The organism is Thiemannella venezuelensis, assembly GCF_014203605.1.
Lineage (GTDB): Bacteria > Actinomycetota > Actinomycetes > Streptosporangiales > Streptosporangiaceae > Planomonospora_A > Planomonospora_A venezuelensis.
In genome coordinates this window covers 182103-202808 of record NZ_JACHJJ010000012.1, presented here as the reverse complement: position 1 = coordinate 202808, position 20706 = coordinate 182103, and the positions used below count along the sequence as shown (strand labels likewise).

At 74.9% G+C, this 20706-nt stretch carries 14 protein-coding genes; 8 read left to right on the top strand and 6 right to left on the bottom strand.

The genetic code is table 11. The features are described 5' to 3' along the window. The first annotated feature begins 4 nt into the window (after positions 1 to 4). Positions 5 to 649: a M15 family metallopeptidase gene (locus tag FHS22_RS19235; RefSeq protein ID WP_184943542.1), complete on the top strand. Its 645-nt coding sequence runs from the start codon at positions 5 to 7 to the stop codon at positions 647 to 649. A 22-nt stretch (positions 650 to 671) separates the two neighbouring features. Here FHS22_RS19235 and FHS22_RS19230 read toward each other — a convergent pair whose 3' ends face one another. From FHS22_RS19230 to FHS22_RS19210, 5 genes are all read right to left on the bottom strand, one after another. Then, positions 672 to 2513 carry a N,N-dimethylformamidase beta subunit family domain-containing protein gene (locus tag FHS22_RS19230; RefSeq protein ID WP_184943540.1) on the bottom strand — a complete coding sequence of 614 codons (1842 nt, stop codon included), beginning with the start codon at positions 2511 to 2513 and terminating at the stop codon, positions 672 to 674. Positions 2514 to 2589: 76 nt separating this feature from the next. Then, on the bottom strand, positions 2590 to 3978 hold the full coding sequence (locus FHS22_RS19225; protein WP_184943538.1) for a non-ribosomal peptide synthetase condensation domain protein: 1389 nt from the start codon (positions 3976 to 3978) through the stop codon (positions 2590 to 2592). Continuing rightward, positions 3978 to 4217 (bottom strand): acyl carrier protein, encoded by a 240-nt coding sequence (locus FHS22_RS19220; RefSeq protein WP_184943536.1) that lies wholly within the window; start codon positions 4215 to 4217, stop codon positions 3978 to 3980. The genes FHS22_RS19225 and FHS22_RS19220 overlap by 1 nt, the downstream gene beginning before the upstream one ends. Continuing rightward, positions 4210 to 4446 (bottom strand): MbtH family protein, encoded by a 237-nt coding sequence (locus tag FHS22_RS19215; RefSeq protein ID WP_184943535.1) that lies wholly within the window; start codon positions 4444 to 4446, stop codon positions 4210 to 4212. The genes FHS22_RS19220 and FHS22_RS19215 overlap by 8 nt, the downstream gene beginning before the upstream one ends. Continuing rightward, positions 4443 to 7937 carry an amino acid adenylation domain-containing protein gene (locus FHS22_RS19210; RefSeq protein WP_260408071.1) on the bottom strand — a complete coding sequence of 1165 codons (3495 nt, stop codon included), beginning with the start codon at positions 7935 to 7937 and terminating at the stop codon, positions 4443 to 4445. The genes FHS22_RS19215 and FHS22_RS19210 overlap by 4 nt, the downstream gene beginning before the upstream one ends. Positions 7938 to 7967: 30 nt before the next feature. Between FHS22_RS19210 and FHS22_RS19205 the strand changes: the two genes are divergently transcribed. The 7 genes from FHS22_RS19205 (at position 7968) to FHS22_RS19175 (ending at position 19977) form a co-directional block, all read left to right on the top strand. Further along, positions 7968 to 9476: a class I adenylate-forming enzyme family protein gene (locus FHS22_RS19205; protein ID WP_338047824.1), complete on the top strand. Its 1509-nt coding sequence runs from the start codon at positions 7968 to 7970 to the stop codon at positions 9474 to 9476. Then, a complete protein-coding gene (locus FHS22_RS19200; RefSeq protein ID WP_184943529.1) occupies positions 9473 to 10774 on the top strand; it encodes a condensation domain-containing protein in 1302 nt (433 codons plus the stop codon). The genes FHS22_RS19205 and FHS22_RS19200 overlap by 4 nt, the downstream gene beginning before the upstream one ends. A gap of 176 nt (positions 10775 to 10950) precedes the next feature. After that, positions 10951 to 11181, top strand: coding sequence for a phosphopantetheine-binding protein (locus FHS22_RS19195; protein WP_184943527.1), 231 nt, complete (start codon positions 10951 to 10953; stop codon positions 11179 to 11181). After that, positions 11174 to 12118 carry a thiamine pyrophosphate-dependent dehydrogenase E1 component subunit alpha gene (locus FHS22_RS19190; RefSeq protein ID WP_184943525.1) on the top strand — a complete coding sequence of 315 codons (945 nt, stop codon included), beginning with the start codon at positions 11174 to 11176 and terminating at the stop codon, positions 12116 to 12118. Before FHS22_RS19195 ends, FHS22_RS19190 begins: the two co-directional genes overlap by 8 nt. Next, positions 12109 to 13098, top strand: coding sequence for an alpha-ketoacid dehydrogenase subunit beta (locus tag FHS22_RS19185; protein WP_184943523.1), 990 nt, complete (start codon positions 12109 to 12111; stop codon positions 13096 to 13098). Before FHS22_RS19190 ends, FHS22_RS19185 begins: the two co-directional genes overlap by 10 nt. After that, the gene (locus FHS22_RS19180; protein WP_184943521.1) at positions 13091 to 14323 is read left to right on the top strand and encodes a 2-oxo acid dehydrogenase subunit E2; all 1233 of its coding nucleotides are present in this window, start codon (positions 13091 to 13093) and stop codon (positions 14321 to 14323) included. The genes FHS22_RS19185 and FHS22_RS19180 overlap by 8 nt, the downstream gene beginning before the upstream one ends. Next, a complete protein-coding gene (locus FHS22_RS19175) occupies positions 14320 to 19977 on the top strand; it encodes a non-ribosomal peptide synthetase/MFS transporter (RefSeq protein WP_338047823.1) in 5658 nt (1885 codons plus the stop codon). The genes FHS22_RS19180 and FHS22_RS19175 overlap by 4 nt, the downstream gene beginning before the upstream one ends. On the opposite strand, the gene FHS22_RS19170 is transcribed toward FHS22_RS19175, so the two are convergent. After that, entirely contained in the window at positions 19961 to 20560 is a 600-nt protein-coding gene (locus tag FHS22_RS19170; RefSeq protein WP_184943520.1) for a hypothetical protein, read from the bottom strand. The genes FHS22_RS19175 and FHS22_RS19170 overlap by 17 nt on opposite strands. Positions 20561 to 20706: the final 146 nt, after the last annotated feature.

Sequence of the window (20706 nt, the reverse complement as noted above, 5' to 3'; positions counted from 1 at the left end):
ATATATGCGAGAAATCGTGTTGATCTCCGACCCCCGAGTCGTCTCGATCCCGGTCGAGGAGAGCGGAGAGCCGCTGGTCGACGTCCGGGGCCGGTTGCGGACCGACGACCGGCTCGCCGACCCCGAGGGGGACTTCGCCCGCCTGCGGGAGGGGCTGCTGACCCGCCTGGAGGCGGCGCAGGCGCAGCTGCCCCCGGGGTACCGGCTCCTGGTGGTGGAGGGGTACCGGCCGGTCGCGGCGCAGCAGCAGATCTTCGAGGAGTACTCGGCATCCTTGCGGGCGACATTTCCAGAAATGTCGCCCGAGGAACTCTGGTCGGCGGCCAGCCGGTACGTCTCACCCGTCGAGGTCGCCCCGCACACCGCGGGCGCGGCGGTCGACCTGACCCTGTGCACCGAGGACGGCGCCGAGCTCGACATGGGCACCCCGGTCAACGCCACCCCGGAGCAGAGCGGCGGCGCCTGCTACACCGACGTCCCCGGCCTGTCCACCGAGGCCCGCCACCACCGCAAGCTCCTCGCCTCGGTCCTGGAGCCCGCGGGCCTGGTCAACTACCCCACCGAGTGGTGGCACTGGTCCTACGGCGACCGCTACTGGGCCATGGTCACCCGGTCGCCCGCGGCCCGCTACGGCCCCCGCCTGCCGTGACTCCCAGCGCCCGCGTCGCCTGTCACCCCGAGCCGGCCCCGCCGGAGGGCGGGTCCGGCGTGCAGGCGCGCCAGGACAGCGGGCGGCCGGGAGCCGTGCCGACCAGCAGGCCGGCGTGGGCGGTCAGGACGGTGGCGCCCGCGGCGTCGCACAGGCGGGTCCACTCGGCCGGACCGGCGATCGGCAGCCGGGTGCGGACGAGGCCGGCCGCGTCCACGGCGTAGAGGCGGCCGTTCGCGGAGGCCATGGCGACCACCCCGGGGGCGGGCCCGGCCGGGTCCCAGCAGGAGCCGTCCGCGGAGCGGCGCCACAGGGCCGAGGGGGTGGCGGCGAACACCTCGCCGTTGACCAGCGCGAGGCCCGTCGCGCCGGCGGGTGCGCCGCCGAGCGCGGACCAGGAGCCGTCGGGTTCGCGGAGGACCAGGCGGCCGTCCTCGGTGAGGCCGTACAGGCCGACGGGGAGGGCGGTGGTCGCCTCGCGGGGCACGGCCAGGGCGGTCACCCCGGGGGCGGAGCCGTCCCGCCGCCAGCGCAGGTTCTGGCCCGACAGGTCCCGGGCCAGCAGCGAGCCGTCCTCGGCCGCGCCGTACAGCACCGGGCCGAGGACGGCCAGCGCGCGCAGCGAGCCCGCGGGACCGATCACCTCCCAGCCGCCCCCCGGCCCGGACAGCCGGTCCAGCACGTTGCGGGTGATCCGGTCCACGACCGGATCGTGCAGGGCGTTGCCCCAGTTCACCGTGGCGGCGGTGAACACGTTCCCCGCGCCCAGGCGCATGGCGCCCATGGTCGCCATGCCGCCCTGGCCGTACCGGTGCCAGTGGCGCAGGTCCGCGGTGGCCAGGATGACGAAGGACGGCGGCGTGCCGTCCCGGCCGGTGGCCACCGGGACGCCGTCGACCTCGGTGAAGTCGCACGCGTCGGTCTCGTAGCCGAGCGCGCCCTGGCCGAACTTGTCGCCCTCCCCGAGACCGGTCCCGGAGAAGGCCCAGTGCTCGGGGAAGCGGACGGTGTAGGACTCCTCGTGCATCAGCCGCATGTACGGCCCCCAGGTCCCCGCGCCCCGCCGGAAGCTCACCCCGATCATCGAGTTCTCCGGCCGGTCGACCGGGGCGCCGGACCACTCGACCGTGGTGAGGGCGGGTTCCACCGCCGCCACGGGGTCGGCGACGGCGTCCCGGTAGCAGACCATCGTCCGCCCGCCGTCCTCCAGCCGGAACTGCCACCAGCAGGTGTTGCCCGAGAAGACCGCGAGGTTGCCGCCCCGCCGGACGAACTCCTCGACGGTGTCGCGCATGCCCGCCGACCAGTACTCGTCGTGGCCGTTGACCACCAGCAGGCGGTAGCCGGCCAGCAGCTCCCCGCCGTCGTGCAGGTCCAGGCCGGAGCAGTAGTCCACCTCGTACCCGGCGGGCCCCAGCCAGCGGATCATGCCCTCCTCCCAGCGCTCCGGGGGCGGGCCGCCGCCCGGCCGGTCGAAGGAGACGCGCGCGGCCCGGGCGGGGTCCTCGGTCCAGTAGAGGGACTCGCCGGGGATCCCCGCCCGGTTGTAGGCCTGCCAGGTCGGGAACGGGACCGAGAGCAGGACCGGCGAGGCCGGGCGGGCGGCCCGGACCACGAAGTACACCTCGCAGGCGCTCTCCCCGGCCGTGAAGACCGCCCGGTAGAGCGAGCTGGTCCAGCCGGCGGGGACGTCGAGCGTCCAGCGGGGGCCGTCGAACACCCCGTCGAGCACGCGCAGCCCGGAGGCGACGTCCTCCACGTGCACCGAGCCGCGCAGCGGTGCCCGGGAGGTGTGGGTCAGGTGGAAGGCGAGCGGTTCGCCCTGGGCCCGGGAGGTCGACTCGGCATAGGCGTGGACGGTCATCGGGCCCTCTCCGGGACGGGGATCTCGGGCCTCGCCCCCGGAAGGCCGGGGAGATCGGGGAGATCGGGGAAGGGAGTCAACCGACCAGCTCCGGCACCTCGCGGAAGGCGGCCGCCACCAGTGTGGACTCCAGGTCGAGGAGGTAGCGCTCCATGGACGGCCGGGACAGGAAGCGGGTGTCGGCGGTCACCGAGACCCCCAGGCCGCCGGGCTCGGCGGTCAGGTGCAGGCAGAACCGGCAGTTGAGCCGGTCCTGGCTGAGCGGCCAGGTCAGGGTCGTCCCGTCCATCGCCCGCCGTACCGTCGCCTCGTCGTGGGAGGCGTCGGCGCGGTCGGTGAAGCGCATGTCGTTGAAGCAGCAGTAGGGGTGGACGCGGGTGCCCCGCTCCCGGCTCGCCTCTGCCTCCAGCCGGTCGCGGTCGCGGGGGTCGTGGTAGGCGGAGCGGTAGGCGCGCAGCGCGGCCGGCCGCGCTGCGCGCAGCAGCCCGGCCAGGTCCGCCCGGTCCGCGTCGAGCACGAACAGGCCCTCCTGGGAGAGGGTGGTGACCGCGTTCACGGTGTCGCCGCGGAAGCGGTTGCCCACGATCGGCAGCATCGCGCACACCTCGTGGCCGGTCGCCGCGGAGACCAGCGCGGAGGAGGCGGCCAGCAGCACGGTCGAGGTGCTCGTGGCGTGCACGGCGGCGATCCGCTGGACGGCCAGGTCCAGCGCCCGTGACACGATCTTCGCCCGCCACACCGGCGGGCTCGCCGCCTGCCGCGAGGGGCGGTCGAACATGGTCGGCGGGATGCGCCGGTACTCGTTCTCCCAGTGCTCGGCGGCGACCCCGGCCACCCGCCGGCCGGCCCCCGACTCCTGCCAGCGGGCCAGGTCCAGCGGCTGCGGCGGGGGAGGCCCGGGTACCGAGCCGCGCATCAGCAGCAGCCGCAGGTCGCGCACGGCGACCTCGGCGCCGAGCCCGTCGGCGGCCAGGTGGCAGAAGGCGAGCACGACGTGGGTGACCTCGCCGCCGCCGACCACCAGCCCGGCCCGGAGCGGCCACTCGGCGGCGTAGTCGTAGGCGGTCGCCGTCAGCTCGCCGAGCAGGGTCTCGGGGTCGCCGGTCGCGACGGTGACCGGGATCGTGCCCGCACCCGCCAGGACCTGGTACGGCTCGGCGTGGTCGAGGATCCGGCGGGGTTCGCGCCCCTCGGACCGGTGCGGTCCCGCGTGCTCCCCGTCCCGGTACGGCTCCGCCGCGCCCAGCGTGGTCCGCAGCGACTCGTGCCGCTCGACCAGGGCGCCGAGCGCCGCGGCGGCCCGCTCGGGGGTGAGCGGCCGGGCGCGTCCCGGTACGGGCAGGATCCGGCCGAAGTTGAAGTAGCGGTCGTCGGGCACGGTCCTGCGGACCGTGTCCCAGATGGCGCGCTGGCCCCAGGTCAGCGGTGCCGTCCCCGACCTGCCCCCGGAGAACCGGGCGTCCATCACGCCGCTCCGGCGACGTAGCGCTCCAGGGCGCCGAGGTCCTCCAGCACGCCGACCCCGTCACGCGAGAGGTCGAACTCGATCCCGAACTCGCTCTCCACGGCGTCGATCAGCCGCATCTGCGCCAGGGAGGTGACCCCCAGCGCGGACAGGGGCACCGTGGCCGCCAGGGCCTCGGCCGCGGTGACCGTCCCGTCCGAGGCCGCGGCCACCATCGCGGCCAGCCGTTCCCTAAGCATGCGGCGTTCCCTCCGAAGCGTCTGCCGCCGGATCCCCGGCGCGTCTCCCGGGCGAGGACGGCTCCCGCGCGCTGAGCGGGCGCAGGTCCGTCCAGACCCGTTCGATGTGGGCCAGGCACTCGTCCCTGCCGCCGGAGGTGCCCTCCGCGCGCCAGCCGGACGGCAGGTCCCGGCCCGCGGGCCAGATCGAATACTGTTCCTCGTGGTTGACCACGACGAGATGGCTCAACTCGGTTCCCCGTTCTCCATGAGGCGTGCCGCCTCCTCCTCCGACAGCGCGGCGATCTCGGCGACCAGCAGTTCCTCCACCGCGGCCGCGAGCCCGGACACGGTGCTCCGCGCGAACAGCGTGCGGATCGGCACCTCGACCTCGGCGAGCGCGCGGATCCTGGCGACGACCCGGGTGGCCGTCAGCGAGTGGCCGCCCAGGGCGAAGAAGTCGTCGAGGGCCCCGACCGCGTCGAGGCCGAGCACCTCGGCGAAGACCTCCGCCACCAGCTCCTCGGCGTCGCCGCGCGGGGCGACGTGCGCGCGGGGCGCGGCGGCCGGCTCGGGCAGCGCGGAGCGGTCGATCTTCCCGTTGGGCGTCAGCGGCAGCGCGTCCACCACCGTCACCACACCGGGCACCAGGTAGCCGGGCAGTTCGCGCGCCAGGCGCTCGCGCACCCGGTCCGGCAGGTCCCGGTACGCGTCCTCCTCGCCTCCCGCCGCCTCGCCCGCCGATCCCGCCTCGCCTGCCGGTCCCGCCGTGCTCCCCGTGCCCGCCGGGTCCGGCACGACGTAGGCCACCAGCAGGTCGCCGCGGACCGCGGCGACGGACTGCCGGACTCCCGGGCAGGCGTCCATCGCGGCCTCGATCTCGCCCGGCTCGATCCGGTGCCCGCGCAGCTTGACCTGGTTGTCGGTGCGCCCGAGGAACTCCAGGGTCCCGTCGCGGAGCAGCCGGACCCGGTCGCCGGTCCGGTAGCGGCGGGTGCCGTCCGGACCGGGGACGAACCGCTCGGCGGTCAGCGCGGGGCGGCCCAGGTACCCGGTCGCGACCCCGGCGCCGCCGATGAGCAGCTCGCCGGGGACCCCGACGGGGACCGTCCGGCCGGTCCCGTCCACCACGTGGACCGTGGTGTTGGCGATCGGGCGGCCGATCACGATCCCGCCGGGGTCGGCGGGCACCTCCCAGGCGGTGGACCAGATCGTGGTCTCCGTGGGGCCGTACACGTTGAGCAGGCGGTCCACGCGCGGGCGCAGCTCGCGGGCGAGCCGGACCGGCAGCGGCTCGCCGCCGGTGAGCGCGGTCACCCGGGGCAGGTCCCCGGCCAGGAGCACCTGCCAGCCCGACGGCGTCGCCTGCACGTGGGTGACCCCGGCCTCGCGGACCAGGCGGGCGAGCTCCTCGCCGTCCCGGGCCGCCGCGGCGTCCGCGATCACCACCCGGCCGCCGGTGACCAGCGGCAGGAACAGCTCCAGGGCGGAGATGTCGAACGACAGCGAGGTCAGCCCGAGCCACACGTCGTGCGGGGTGGAGCCCACCAGCGACCGCATCGCGAGCAGGAAGTTCACCAGCGCGCGGTGCGGGACCACCACCCCCTTCGGCCGCCCGGTGGACCCGGAGGTGTACAGCACGTACGCGGTGTCGCCGGGACGGGCGGGATCGGCCGCGGCGGATCCCGCCGGTGCGGGAGGCAGGTCGTCGAGGGAGGTCAGGACCAGGGCGGCCGCCGAGTCCTCGATCATGTAGGAGGTGCGGGCCTCGGGGTAGTCCGGGTCAACCGGCAGGTAGGCCGCGCCGCTCATCGCCGTGCCCAGCAGGGCGACGAGCATGTCGGCGCCGCGCTCCATCCGGATCGCGACGAGGGATCCGCGGCCCGCGCCCGCCGCGGTCAGCCGGGCGGCCAGCTCCGCCGCCCGGCCGGTCAGCTCCGCGTAGGTCAGCGTGTCCCGGCCGCAGACGGCCGCGACCGCGCCGGGGGTGGCCGCGGCCTGCGCCAGCACCAGGTCGACCAGCGTCGCCTCCGGCAGCTCCGCGCCGGTCGCGTTCCACGCGTCCATCGCGGCCAGCTCGGCGTCCGGCGCCATCCGCAGCGCGCTCACCGGCAGGTCCGGGTCCGCGACGGCCGCCGCGAGCAGCTCCTGGAACCGCTCGGCGAACCCGGCCACGGTCTCGTGGTCGAACAGCTCGGTGCTGTAGATCATCGTGCCGCCGAGGGAGCCGTCCGGATGTTCGGCCATGTCCACCGACAGGTCGTGGCGCGCGGGGCTCCAGCCGTTGGGGAACGGGACGGCCGACAGGCCGGGCAGCGGGTCGGGGTCCTCGCCGTGGGTGTGCAGGGCGAACATCGTCTGGAAGACCGGAGTGCGGCTCAGGTCGCGGCGCACGCCGAGCTCGGCCACCAGGCGCTCGAACGGGACGTCCTGGCGGGAGAGCGCGTCCAGCACCGCGCGACGGGTGCGCCGGAGCAGCTCCGTGAAGGTGGGGTCGCCGGACACGTCGCACCGGACGGGCAGCGTGGTCGAGAGGAAACCGATCATGGACTCCAGCTCGACGCGGTTCCGGCCGGCCGACGGGGTGCCCACGCAGAAGTCGTCCTGGCCGGTGTGCCGGGCCAGGAGCACCTGGTAGGCGGTGAACAGCACCATGTACGGCGTGCAGCGCGCCCGGCGGGCCAGCCCGGCGACCGCGGCGGCCCGCTCCGGGCCGATCCGGAAGTCGAGCGCGGCCCCGGCGGCGGACCGCTGGGCGGGCCGCGGCCGGTCGGCGGGCAGGTCCAGCGCGGGGACGCCGGCCAGGTGCCCGGTCCACCAATGCAGGTCGGCGTCCGTCCAGTGCCGCTCGCGGGCGTGCTCGCCGTACTGGAGCGGCGGTTCGGGCAGGGAGGCCGTGCCGCGGCTGCCGTAGTGGGCGGCGACCTCGGCGCGGAGCACGTTGAGCGACCAGCCGTCGCTGATGATGTGGTGCACGACGACGCACAGGACGTGGTCGTCCGCTCCCAGCTCGATCAGGGCGACCAGGAACGGCGCGGCGGCGGTCAGGTCGAAGGCGGTGTTGGTGAGCGCGGTGACCAGGGCCCGCGCCTCCTCCTCGCCGCGGGCGGTCAGCCGCCGGACCGCCACGGGGGCGGGCGGGCCGACGACCGCCACCGGCTCCCCGTCCGTCTCGCGGAAGCGGGTGCGCAGGCTCTCGTGCCGGGCGGCGACGGCGGTGAACGCGGAGGCCAGGGCGGACTTATCAAGCCGACCTTTCAACCGGTAAACATAGGATGTGTTGTAGCTCGGGTCGGCCGGATCGAAGCGGTGAAGGAACCAGAGTCGCTGCTGGCCGTGTGAGAGCGGGTGCTCTTGCGCCGTGCCGACGGGGGAACCGCCGGACGAGATGATCTCTGATTGGGGCACGGAGGGCTCCTTCGGCGGATGCGGGCTCACATTCGCGCAGGCGCGGAGAGAGATCGGACACTGGAGTCCGTTCCGCGCATATCTGCCCAGGTGAACATGATTCCAGAAAGGCGTCTTTCCGGAAAGAAACCTTCCAGTTGGGTACGGCTCGCCAGTTTTACACCTCCGTCCGGAGGGCGCAAGGCCTTGGGATGCCAGGAGTCCGTGCCGCTCCGCGGGTTGCCGCAAAGGGCTTGCGTGGCCCTTTCGATCATGTAAGACTGACGCTCGAATCTTAACTGTAAAGATTCTTTCCTGTTGTGGCCATGGCGACCGCACCTCCCTGGCCCACATACATCGGATCTTTGTTGGGAGGTTCACGTGGTGAACCTGACCGTTCCCCAGTTGCTGAGAGACCGGGCGCTCGCCGACCCCGAGGGGGTCGCGCTGATCGTGCAGGGCTCGGCGCCGCTCACCTACGGCCAGTGGGAGGAACGCTCCACCGAACTGGCGAACGGCCTGGTGGAGCGCGGTGTCGGCGGCGGCGACCGGGTGGGGCTGGTGTTCGGCAACGGGGACTGGACGGACTACGCCGTGGCGTTTCTCGGCGTGCTCAAGGCGGGAGCGGCGGCCGTGCCCCTCTCCGACCGCCTCGCCCCCGCCGACCTGCGGTTCATGCTCGATCACTGCCGCGCCGCGGGAGCCGTCCACGCCGAAGGGGCGCAGGCGCCCCCGGGCGGCTGGACCGGCGGCTGGACCGCGACCCCGGACGGCCTGCGGACGCGGGCGGCGGCGGAAACCTCCTACGGGAAGGCGGATCCCGGCCCCGGCGACCTGGCGCAGATCCTCTACACCTCCGGCACCACCGGCCGCCCCAAGGGCGTGTCGGCCACCCACGCCAACCTGGCCCACGGCTGCGGCGGGCGGCGGCGCCCGTTCGCGCACTCCCGGCACCTGGTGCACGCCTTCCCCATCGGCTCCAACGCCGGCCAGACGATGCTGATCAACGCCCTGGACGCCCGTCCCGCCGTGGTCACCCTGCCCCGCTTCACTCCCGGCCGCTTCGCCGCGCTGATCGAGTCCTACCGCGCCGGGACGGTCTTCCTCGTCCCGGCGATGGCGATCGAGCTGCTCAACGCGGGGGTCGCGGAGCGGCACGACCTGTCCAGCGTGCTGCTGCTCGGGTCCGCCGCCGCGCCGCTGCCCTCGGCGGTCGCCGCGGCGCTGACCGGGGCCTTCCCCAACGCGACGATCGCCAACTACTACACCTCGACCGAGGCGGCGCCCGCCCAGACGATCATGATGTTCGATCCGGAGCGGCCCGGCAGCGTGGGCCGGGCGGTGGCCGGGGGACGGGTCAGGATCGCCACCGCGCAGGGGGAGCCGCTCCCGCAGGGCGAGACCGGGGAGGTCTGGATGCGTTCCCCGGCCGCGCCCCGCTCCTACTACGGAGACCCCGGCAGCGGGACCTTCCGCGACGGCTGGGTGCGGATGGGCGACCTCGGCTACCTGGACCCGGACGGCTACCTCTACCTCGTCGACCGCGAGAGCGACGTGGTGAAGTCCGGCGCCTACAAGGTCTCCACGCTCCACGTCGAGGAGGCCGTGTTCGAGCACCCGGCCGTGGTCGAGGCGGCCGCGTTCGGAGTGCCGCACCCGGTCCTCGGGACCGTCGTCGCGGTCGCCGTGGTCACCCGCGCGCCCCTGGCGGCCGAGGAGCTGCGGGTCTTCCTCTCCGGCAGGCTCGCGCCGCAGGAAGTCCCCGCCCATGTGGTCGAGGTCCCGGCGCTGCCCCGCAACACCGGCGGAAAAGTCGACAAGCGGGCGCTGCGCGAGGTCTTGACCGCCGGTACGGCCCCGGTCCCCGGCGCTGCGGAAGGGGCGCCCGCATGAGCGCCACCCTGCCGAACCCGCCCCCCGTCGCCCCGCCGCCCCCTCCCGCGGGACCGCCGCCCGGCCCGGACGGCGCCGAGGCCACCTTTCTCCAGCAGGGGATGTGGGTGACCGAGCAGACCGGGAGGGCGGGAACCGCCTACCACATGCCGCTCCTGATCCACCTGCGCGGCGACCTGGACCCGGACGCGCTCGCGGCGGCCTGCGCCGCGCTCGTGGACCGGCACCCGGTGCTGGGCTCCGTCGTGGCCGAGGCGGACGGCGGCCTGCGGCTGGTCCCCGGCGCCCCGGTCCCGGTACGGCGCATGCGGGTGACCGGGGCGGCGCTGCCGGAGGATCCGGACGCCTGGCCCGAGGCCGTACGGGAGGAGGTCTTCGCGCCCTTCGACCTGGAGACAGGGCCGCTGGCCCGGTTCGCCCTCGTCGAGACCGGCCCCGGGCGGCACACACTCGCCTTCACCGCCCACCACCTGGTCTTCGACGGCCACTCCAAGGACATCCTGGTCCGCGATCTCGCGGCGCTCCGCAACGGCGAGCGGCTCGCCCCGCTGCCGGCGCTCGACCACGGCCGGGCCGAGCGCGAGCGGGTGGCCGCGGAGCTGCCGGCCGCCCGGGAGTTCTGGGCGTCCCGGTGGCGGGAGCCCGGCGAGACGCTGCTGCGCGGCCGGGCGGTGCGCTCCCGCCGCGCGGCCGGGGGCCGCACGCTCCGCTTCTCCGCCGGTCTCGTTCCCGTCGCCGGGCTGACCCGGTTCGAGACGTTCCTCGCCGCGCTGCACACCCTGCTGGCCGGGTACGGCAACGCCGAGGTCACCACGGCCGTGGACCTGTCCACCCGGCCCGCCGAGGCCGCCGGGCACATCGGCGTGTTCGTCAACGAACTGCCCGTCGCCTCACGCCCGGGGCCGGAGGAGACCTTCCGCGGATTCGCCGCCGGGCTGCGGGCCGGGCTGCGGGAGGTCTACCGGTTCCGCCGGGTCCCGCTGAGCCGCGCGCTGCCCCGCCTGCGGCCGCACGCCGCGCTGGCGCCCGTCTCCGTGAGCTACCGCACCCGGGCCGTCCCGGATCCGGTCTTCACCGGCCTGGACTGCACGGTGGACCGGATGGTCCCCACCGGCTCCGTGCGCGGCGCGCTCCACCTGCAGTGCGTGGACGGGACGGACGGCCTCGACATCGCCCTGCGCCACGACCCCGAGGCCGTGCCGGACGCCCGCCGGGTGGTCGGCGACCTGCGCCTGCTGCTGGAACGGGCCGCCCGCGATCCCGGTCTGCGCCTGCGCGACCTGGCGCCCCCGCACTGAGCCCCGCACCGGGCCCCCGCCGGGTCTCCACTGGACCCCCGCCGGGCCCCCGCACCGGGGTCCCGCCTCCGGCGGGCCGCCACCGCACCACCACCGCACGACCCCGAACGATCCGCCACCGAACGATCCGCCACCGAACGACCCACCGAACCGCGCACGACCCTCTGGAGCACGACATGGGTTCCGTCACCACCCTCACCGACCAGGTCCGGGAGATATGGGAGGAGGTCCTGGGCATCTCGCCGATCGGCGACCACGACGACGTCTTCGACCTCGGCGGCCACTCCCTGACCATCACGCAGATCATCGTCCGGATGCGCAAGCGCCTCGGCGTGGAGGTCGAGCTCGACGACTTCTTCGACAACCCCACCATCGCCGGCATCGTCGAGATCCTCGGCGATGACTGAGACCCTCGTCCCCGCCCTCGACCCCGCGGCCGGCCGTCCCGGGCTCTCCCGCCTGGCCGACGACGACCTCGAACTGCTGCTGCTGATCCGGCACTTCGAGCTGGAGTTGCTCCGGCTGTACGGCAGAGGCGAGCTGAACGGCACCACCCACACCTGCCTGGGCCAGGAGTACGTCCCGGTGGCGCTGCGGCCCCTGCTGGGACCGGCCGACTTCGTGTTCAGCAACCACCGCGGCCACGGCCACTACCTGGCCAGGTTCGGCGACGCGCACGGGCTGCTGGCGGAGATCATGGGCAGGGAGGGCGCGGTCTGCGGCGGGGTGGGCGGCAGCCAGCACGTCCACCGCGACGGCTACCTGTCGACCGGGGTGCAGGGGGAGAGCCTCCCGGTCGCCGCCGGCGTCGCCCTGCACCTGCGGCGGACCGGGCCCGGCGCACTGGCCTGCGTGTACATCGGCGACGGGACCTGGGGGGAGGGCGCCGTCTACGAGGCGCTCAACCTGGCCGCGCTCTGGCGGCTCCCGCTGCTGGTGGTCGTGGAGAACAACGGCATCGCCCAGTCCACGCCCACCGCGTCGCAGATGGCGGGGACCGTCGCCGGCCGGGCGGCGGCGTTCGGCATCGCCCACCGCCTCGTCGTCTCCGCCGACGTCAACGAGATCCGCCGCGAGCTGGAGCCGGCGGTCGCACGGGTGCGGGAAGGCCGGCCGCTGGTCGTGGAGTTCGTCACCCACCGGCTCGGCCCGCACAGCAAGGGAGACGACACCCGCTCCCCGCAGGCGATCCGGGCGGCGCAGGAGAACGACTGGTACGGCCGCTACGCCCACGACCACCCCGAGCACTTCCACCGGTTCGACGGGCCCGCCCGCGCCCGGGTCCGGGGCGTCGCCGACGAGGTCGCCGCCCGCCCCCCGTCGAGGTGGTCGCCGTGCGCGTAGCCGAGAACCTCAACGCCGCCCTGCACGGGCTGCTCGACGACGACCCCACGGCGTACGTGCTGGGAGAGGACGTCCTGGACCCGTACGGCGGCGCCTTCAAGATCACAAAAGGGCTGTCCACGCGCTTCCCCGACCGGGTGATCACCACGCCGATCAGCGAGGGCGCCCTCACCGGGGTCGCCGCCGGACTCGCACTGACCGGCAACACCGCGGTGGCCGAGATCATGTTCGGCGACTTCGTCACGCTCGCCTTCGACCAGCTGTGCAACTTCGCCGCCAAGTCGGTCTCGATGTACGGCTCGCGCCTGCCGCTGCGGATGGTCGTCCGCTGCCCCACCGGCGGCGGACGGGGCTACGGCCCCACGCACAGCCAGAGCCTGCAGAAGCACTTCGTCGGCGTGCCCGGGCTGGCGCTGTACGAGATGTCGCCCTTCCACGACAACCGCGAGGTCTTCGCGGCCATGGTGGACCGGGGCGAGCCGTGCCTGTTCTTCGAGGACAAGGTCCTCTACACCCGGCCGATGGGCCAGGCGGACCCGCTGTTCGAGGTGCGCCGCGACGGCGGGCTCGCCGTGGTCGACCCGGCCGTGCCCGACCTGGCCGGCCGCCCCGACTGCGTGATCGTCGCGCCGGGCGGGACGGCGCACCGGGCGCTGGGCGCGATGCGGTCGCTGCTGCTCCAGGAGGAGATCTCCTGCAGGCTGCTGGTGCCCTCCCGGCTGTACCCGCTGGACGCCGAGGCGCTGCTGCCGTACCTCGGCCCGGTCGTGGTGGTCGCCGAGGAGAGCACCCCCGGCGGCACCTGGGGCGGCGAGGTCGCCCACCGGATCCACCAGCGCGCCTGGGACCGGCTCCGGGGACCGGTCCGCCTGGTCTGCTCCAAGGCGTCGGTCATCCCCACCGCCGCCCACCTGGAGCGGGAGGTGCTCGTCACCGAGTCCGCGATCCACCACGCCGTACGGGAGGCCCTGCGTGGCTGACGTCCTCGTCCCCAAACTGAACAACCAGGACACCGAGTACCTGGTCGTGGAGTGGCTCGTCGGCGACGGCGAACCGGTGCGCGCCGGCGAGGCGGTCGCCGTCCTGGAGACCTCCAAGGCCGCCGACGAGATCGAGGCGGCCGACTCCGGACGGCTGGTCCACGTCGCGGCCAAGGACGCCTGGATCGCCCCGGGCGCGGTGCTGGCCCGGATCCTCTCCGGAGACGGCATCCCCTCCGGAGACGGGGCGGCCTCCGTGAACGGCACCCCTCCCGGGGACGGGACGGGCTCCGTGAACGGCGCCGCCTCCGGGGACCGGGCGGGCTCCGGCGGAGCGGCCGGGCCGTCCGGCGGCGACACGGCCGGCACGCCCACCGGGGCGGCGGCCGACTCCCTGATCACCGCTCCCGCCCGTGCCGCGATGCTGGAGCTGGGCGTCGCCGAGGACCGCGTGCTGGCCCTGGGCCTGCCGCTGGTCCGCCGGGCCGACGTCGAACGCCTCGCCGGCGGGGACGCCCCCGCGAACGGTGCCGGAGCGGACGACGGGACGGGGAGGTACGAGCTGCCGCGTGTCCAGCGGGCCGTGGCCCGCGCCGTGGCCCTCTCCCACCGGACGGTCCCGGCGGCCTACACCGTGGTGCGCTTCGACGTCGGCCGGGCCCTGGAGCGGGCCCGCGCGCTGACCCGCGAGGTGCGCAGGCCGGTCGGCCTCCCCGAGCTGTTCGTGCAGGCGGTGGCCGGTCTGCACGAGCGCTTCCCGCTGCTGTTCGCCTCCGTCGAGGACACCGCGGACGCGGGGCACGCGCCCGGTCCGGTGGTCCGGCTGCCCGACGCCCCGCGGATCGGGGTCACCTTCGACCTGGGCGAGGGGCTGTACGTGCCCGTCGTCCGCGAGACCGGTTCCCTGCGCGACATCGCCGCCGCGATGATGCGCCATCGGCTGGCCGCCGCCACGGGCGACTTCCGGGAGAGGGACCTGACGGGGGCGAACATCACCGTCACCCTGCACACCGACGCCGACGTGATCCTCGCCGTCCCGATCGTCCTGCCCGGTACGGCCGCCGCCCTCGCGGTGACCTCTCCCCGGCCGGAGACCGTTCTGGCCGCCGACGGCTCGGTGACGGTCCGGACCGTCACCGACATCGGCCTGGCCTACGACCACCGAATCGTCAACGGCCGGGACGCCGCACTGTTCCTGGCCGCGCTCCGCCAGGAGATCCAGTGACCGAGACCGCATCGACCGCATCGACCGCCCTTGCCGGCTCGGCCGCCCCGACCACGCCGGCCGAGCCGGCCGCCACCGTCGCGCCCGTCGCCACCGTCGCCACCGTCGCCACTGCCGCGCCCGCCACCGCGGGCGCGCAGCCGGAGCTCTCGGACGCCAAGCGGGCGCTGCTCGCGCGGCGGCTGCGGCGCAGGGAGGAGACCCGGGCCGTCGTCCCCCGGCCGCCCGGCGCCCTCCCGCCGCTCTCCCACGCCCAGGAACGCCTGTGGTTCCTGGAGCAGTACCGTCCGGGCCTGACCGCCTACACCGTCCCGGCCGTCGTGCGGCTGCGCTGCCCGCTCGACGAGGACGCCCTGCGCCGCGCCCTGGAGCAGGTCGCCGCCCGCCACGAGGCCCTGCGGATGCGCTTCCCCACCACCGAGGACGGCACCCCCGAGCTGGTCGTCGACGAGCCGGGGCCGGTCCCGGTGGACGTCGTCGAGGCGGCGGACCAGGAGGCGGCGCTGGAGCTGTTCGACGCCGCGCTGGCCGTCCCGTTCGACCTGGAGCGCGGACCGCTGCTGCGCGCCGTCCTGGCCAGGATCGCCCCGGACGACCACGTCCTGCTGGTCGCCGCCCACCACGCCGTCGTCGACGGCTGGTCCTTCGACATCGTCTTCCGCGAGCTGCTCGCCCTCTACGACGGCGAGACCCTCCCGCCCCCGCCGGTCGGCTACGGCGACTACGCGATCTGGCAGCGCGGGCGCGACCTGGGCCGCGAGATCGGCCACTGGCGGGAGAAACTGGCCGGACTGCCCGCACTCGACCTGCCCACCGACCGGCCGCGCCCGGCCGAGCAGGGCTACGACGGCGCCGCGCTCACCGTCCGCATCGACGCCGGCCTCACCGGGCGGCTGGCCGAGCTGGGCCGGACCGTGAACGCGACGCCGTACATGACGCTGCTGGCGGCCTTCCAGGTGCTGCTGGCCCGCTACTCGGGGCAGGCGGACTTCGCGGTCGGCTCCCCGGTGGCCGGGCGCGGCCTGCCCGAGCTGGAGGGCGTCGTCGGCATGTTCGTCAACACGCTGGTGCTCCGCGCCGACCTGGACGGCGACCCGCCGTTCACCGCGTTCCTGGAGCGCGTCCGGGAGACCGCGCTGGACGCCCTCGCCCACGCCGAGCTGCCGTTCGACCGCCTGGTCACCGAGCTGAACGTGGTCCGCGACGTCAGCCGCGCGCCGCTGGCCCAGGTCGCGTTCGCCCTGCAGAACTACGCCGACGGCGGGGACGACCCGCGGGTGGCGTACCTGCCCCCGCCGGTCAGGACCACCCGCCACGACCTGGCGCTGTACCTGTTCGAGACGCCCGACGGGCTGGGGGGCCACTTCACCTACAACACCGAGCTGTTCGACCCGGGGACGGTGGAACTGCTGTCGGCCCGGTTCGAGACGCTGCTGCGCTCCATCGCCGAGGCGCCGGACACCCCGGTCGGGGAGCTGTCGATGCTCTCGGACGCCGAGCGGGACCTCGTGCTGCGGTACGGGTCGGCCGCCGAGCCGCGGCCGACCGGCCACCGCCTGCTCGGCGACATCGTGACCGCCCAGGCCGCGCTCACCCCGGACGCGACCGCCGTGGTCTGCGACCCCGCGGGCGGCCCGGACGGCGGGGCTCCGGCCCGCCTGACCTACGCCGGGCTGGAGCACCGGTCGAAGGCGATCGCCGCGCTGCTGCGCCGGAGGCACGGCGTCGGTCCCGACGTCCGGGTCGGCGTCCTGCTCGACCGGTCCACGGACCTGGCCGCCGCCGTCCTCGGCGTGCTGGCCGCGGGCGGCGCCTACGTCCCGCTCGACCCCAAGCAGCCGCACGACCGGCTGGCCCACATGCTCGGCGACTCCGGGGCCGTCGCGGTCCTGACCACCTCGGCCCAGCGGGAGCTCGTCCCGGCCGGCCACCCGGTGGTCTGCCTGGACACCGAGCCGCTGGAGGAGACCGCGCTCGACGACCCCGGCACCACCCCCGACCACCTGGCCTACGTGATCTACACCTCCGGCACCACCGGGCGGCCCAAGGGCGTCGGGGTGCAGCACCGGCAGGTGCTGAACTACCTGGCCGGGGTCCGGGAGCGGTTCGCCGTCGAGCCGGGCTCGGTCTTCACCCTGCTCCAGTCGCTCTCCTTCGACTTCGGCGTGACGGTCTTCTACCTGTCGCTGCTCACCGGGGGCGAGCTGCACCTGCTCGACCCGCAGGCCCCGGCCGAGGAGCTCGCCGGGCCGCTGGGCCGTACCGACTACCTGAAGATGACCCCCTCCCACCTCGCCTCGCTCCTCGCCGCCGCGGACCCCGCCGAGCTGCTCCCGCGCAAGCTGCTCATCCTCGGCGGCGAGGCCTCCACCTGGTCGTGGGCCCGGGAGCTGGCCGGGCACACGGACGTGGTCAACCACTACGGGCCCACCGAGGCCACGGTCGGCGTGGCCACCCACGCCGTCACCGGCGCACCCGAGACCGCGCTGACCCTGCCGGTCGGCGGGCCGCTGCCCGGCGTCCGGCTGTACGTGCTGGACGAGCACCTGCGGCTCGTCCCGCCCGGCATGACGGGCGAGATCTACATCGGCGGCGACCGCCTGGCCCGCGGCTACCTCGGTCAGCCCGGCCTGACCGCCGACCGCTTCCTGCCCGACCCGTACGGCGGGCCCGGCGCCCGCATGTACCGCACCGGCGACCTCGGCCGCTGGCTGCCGGGCGGGGAGCTGTCCTTCCTGGGCCGCCGCGACCTGCAGGTCAAGGTCCGCGGCTACCGGGTGGAGCTGACGGAGATCGAGTCGGTCCTCGCCGACCAGGAGGGCGTCGCCCAGGCCGTCGTGGAGCTGCGCGGCGACCGGCTGGTCGCCTACCTCGTCGGGGAGCGCGCGCCGGTGGGGGAACTGCGCGCCCGGCTCGCCGACCGGCTCCCCGAGTACATGATCCCGGGACGGTTCGTCTGGCTGGACGAGCTGCCCCTGAAGTCGCACGGCAAGGTCGACCGCGCCCGGCTCCCCGAGCCCGGCGACGAGCGCCCGGACCAGGAGGCCGGGTTCGCGCCGCCGGAGACGCCCCTGGAGGAGGGCGTCGCGCAGGTGTGGGCCGAGGTCCTGGGCCTGGCCCGGGTCGGCGTGCTGGACGACTTCTTCGACCTGGGCGGGCACTCGCTGCTCGCTGCGCAGGTGGTCGCCCGCCTGCGGAAGGTCCTCCCCGCGGGCGGGCGGCAGATCAGCATCCTCGACCTGTTCAAGCACCGGACCGTCCGCGAGCTCGCCCGGCTCGCCGAGACCGCCGAGAGCGGGCCGCGCGCCCTCCTGCACCGGCTCACCCCGGCCCGGACCCTCACCGGGACCCTCACCGGGACCCTGGTCTGCGCGCCGTACAACGGCGGCAGCGCCGCGATCTACCAGCCGCTGGCCGACGCGCTGCCGGACGACTGGGCGCTGCACGCGATCGCCGTGCCGGGCCAGGAACTCGGGCTCGTCGAGGAGACCCGGCCGGTCGCCGAGGTCGCCGAGGGCTGCGCGGCGGAGATCCTCGCCGGGATCAGGGGCCCGGTCGTGCTGTACGGCCACTGCGGGCTCGGCGTCATGCTGACCGTGGAGATCGCCCGCAGACTGGAGGCCGCCGGCCGGCCCGCGGAGGCCGTCTACCTCGGCGGGATCTTCCCCTTCGCCCGGCCCTCCTCGCTGCTGGCGAGGCTCGCCGACCTGACCGACCGGCTCCGCAACGACCAGGCGTGGGCCAACGCGCTGCGGGCCGCCGGGCTCGACATCGACGAGCTCAGCCCCGAAGAGCTCAAAATGATCATCGACAACCGGCGGGAGGGCACCCGGGAGACCGAGCGCTACTTCACCCGGCTGCTCGCCGAGGGCGTCGAACCCCTCCAGGCGCCCATCGTCTCCGTGGTGGGGGAGCGCGACCCGGCGACGGAGTTCTACCAGGAGCGCTACCGCGAGTGGCACCTGCTGAGCGACTCCGCGTCGCTGGTCGTGCTCGACGAGGCCGGGCACTTCTTCCTGAAGTACCGGGCGGAGGAGCTGGCCGGCGTCGTCACCGGCACGCACCGGGCCGTCTCCTCCGGGGAGACCGCGGCGCTGGGCCGTACCGACCGGTCCACCTGGTGGCTGGAGGGCGTCTCCCGGCGCTCCCCGGACGATCCCGCGGCGGAGCAGGAGGGCGTCCCGGACGCGCCGGACCGGCGGGCCCCGACGGGTACGGCCCGGCCCGGGCCCGCCGGACCGGAGCCGAGCATGAAGCGGTTCGGGGCGGTGGCCGCCGGGCAGCTCGTGTCGATCATCGGGTCGGCGCTGACCGAGTTCGCGGTCCCGCTGTGGATCTACACCACCACCGGATCGCTCGCGAACTTCGCGCTCTTCTCGGTCCTGGCGCTCCTGCCCGGCCTGCTGGTCTCCCCGCTCGCCGGGGCGCTCGTCGACCGCTACGACCGGCGCCGCGTCATGCTCGCCGGAGACGCCGGGGCGTTCGGCACCCAGCTCGCCCTGGGGGTGCTGCTGTGGACCGGCAGCCTCCAGGTGTGGCACATCTACCCGCTGCTGGTCGTGCTCTCGGTCTCGCTCACCTTCCAGCGCCTGGCCTACGGCTCCGCCATCCCGCAGCTCGTCCCGAAACGGTTCCTCGGCCACGCCAACGGCGTGGTCCAGATGGTCACCGGAACGGCCCAGCTCGTCGTGCCGCTGGCCGCGGTCGGGCTGCTGGCGGGGATCGGCCTGGAGGGCATCCTGATCCTGGACGTCGCCTCCTACACGTTCGCGATCGGGGTCCTGCTCCTGGTCCGCTTCCCGAAGACGATGGCCGCCCGGCGCCGCGAGTCGCTGGCCGCCGAGATGGTCGAGGGCTGGCGCTTCTCCTGGGGAAACCGGTGGTTCCGCGCCATGCTGGTCTTCTTCGTGGTGCTGAACGTCTTCCTGTCCCCGCTGTTCCTGCTCATCTCGCCCCTGGTGCTGGGCTTCGCCACCCTGGAGGACGCGGGCCGCGTCGCGTTCTTCGGCGGGCTCGGCGTGTTCCTCGGCGGCCTGGCCGTCACGGTCTGGGGCGGGCCCCGGCACCGGCGGATGCGCGGCGTCCTGCTCACCACCCTCGCCCTCGCCGCCTTCTGCCTGGTCACCGGCGTGCGGGAGAACCTGGTGGTGATCGCGGTCGGGGCGTTCGGCATGTCGTTCTGGCTGACCGTGCTCAACGGCGTCTACGCGACGATCGTGCAGGTCAAGGTGCCGCAGCGGTTCCACGGCCGGGTCATGGCGCTGAACCAGCTCGTCGCCCTGTCCGCGCTGCCGGTCGGCTTCGGCCTGGTCGCCCCGTACGGCAGCGCCCTGTTCGAGCCGCTGATGCGGCCCGGCGGCCCGCTGGCCGACACCGTCGGCGCGGTGATCGGCACCGGGGAGGGCCGGGGTGTCGGCCTGATGTACCTGCTGTTCGCGGTGGCCATCGCGGGCGTCGCGCTGGTCGCCCTGCGGACCCGGACCCTGTCCCGGTTCGACGACGAGATGCCGGACGCGCTCCCGGACGACCTGGTCGGGCTCCAGACGGTCCGCAGGCGCGCAGAGCCGGCGGACGCGGAGGCAGGAGAGGCCGGGGAGACCTCCGCCCCTCCGGCGGAGGAGCCGGTGGCGGAGGCGGTCACGCTCCGGAGGTGACGGGCGCCGCCGCCGTCCCCCGGCCCGGGACGGCGGCGGCGGGCCGGACCGCCAGCAGCAGCCCGAGCACGGCGTAGGTGCCGAGCATCCAGGCGGCGCTCACGTAGACGCCGATCCCCATCCCGAGCAGGTTCTTCACCGGGATCATCACGACCAGCCAGCAGCCGGACGCCAGCGGGTACCAGCGCAGCGCGCCCCGCCACCGCCCGGCCCCGGCCACCGCCGCGCCCATGACGAGCGTGCAGAGGTTGGCCAGCGGCCAGCACACGTCCGTCACGACCAGCCAGCCCGTCATGTCGTCGTGGAACCGGTAGCCGAAGGAGGCGAAGCTGTAGACCAGCGCCCCCGCCAGCAGGACGAGCTGCACGATCGGGATCACCCTGCTCCTGAGGGCCCCGGTCGCCATGACCGTCCAGGCGAGCGCGGCGACGCCCAGCAGGTAGAGGATCCCGGCGACCGTCCCGGCGTGCACGATGCGCGTCTGGACGGCCTCGCCCGCGATGATCGTGCCCGCCGCCCATGCGGCGGCCCCGGCGGCCAGCGCCGCCCCTGCGAGCCGTATCCGGAGGAGAAGTCGGTCCATGGTGGTTCGTTCCTTTCGTCGGGCACCAGCGTGGGCGTGACCCGTCCCGGGCGGCCAGGGAGCACCGGCCCCGCCGCCGTCCCGTCCTCGCCCGCCCCGGTCCGGGCCGGGTGTCCCGCACGTCGCGGGACACCCGGCCCGAGCCT

Coding starts and splice junctions, on each gene's coding strand:
- FHS22_RS19170 (WP_184943520.1), bottom strand. CDS start 20,560: ATGGACCGACTTCTCCTCCGGATACGGCTCGCAGGGGCGGCGCTGGCC.
- FHS22_RS19235 (WP_184943542.1), top strand. CDS start 5: ATGCGAGAAATCGTGTTGATCTCCGACCCCCGAGTCGTCTCGATCCCG.
- FHS22_RS19225 (WP_184943538.1), bottom strand. CDS start 3,978: ATGGACGCCCGGTTCTCCGGGGGCAGGTCGGGGACGGCACCGCTGACC.
- FHS22_RS19210 (WP_260408071.1), bottom strand. CDS start 7,937: ATGTGGGCCAGGGAGGTGCGGTCGCCATGGCCACAACAGGAAAGAATC.
- FHS22_RS19230 (WP_184943540.1), bottom strand. CDS start 2,513: ATGACCGTCCACGCCTATGCCGAGTCGACCTCCCGGGCCCAGGGCGAA.
- FHS22_RS19195 (WP_184943527.1), top strand. CDS start 10,951: ATGGGTTCCGTCACCACCCTCACCGACCAGGTCCGGGAGATATGGGAG.
- FHS22_RS19200 (WP_184943529.1), top strand. CDS start 9,473: ATGAGCGCCACCCTGCCGAACCCGCCCCCCGTCGCCCCGCCGCCCCCT.
- FHS22_RS19190 (WP_184943525.1), top strand. CDS start 11,174: ATGACTGAGACCCTCGTCCCCGCCCTCGACCCCGCGGCCGGCCGTCCC.
- FHS22_RS19220 (WP_184943536.1), bottom strand. CDS start 4,217: ATGCTTAGGGAACGGCTGGCCGCGATGGTGGCCGCGGCCTCGGACGGG.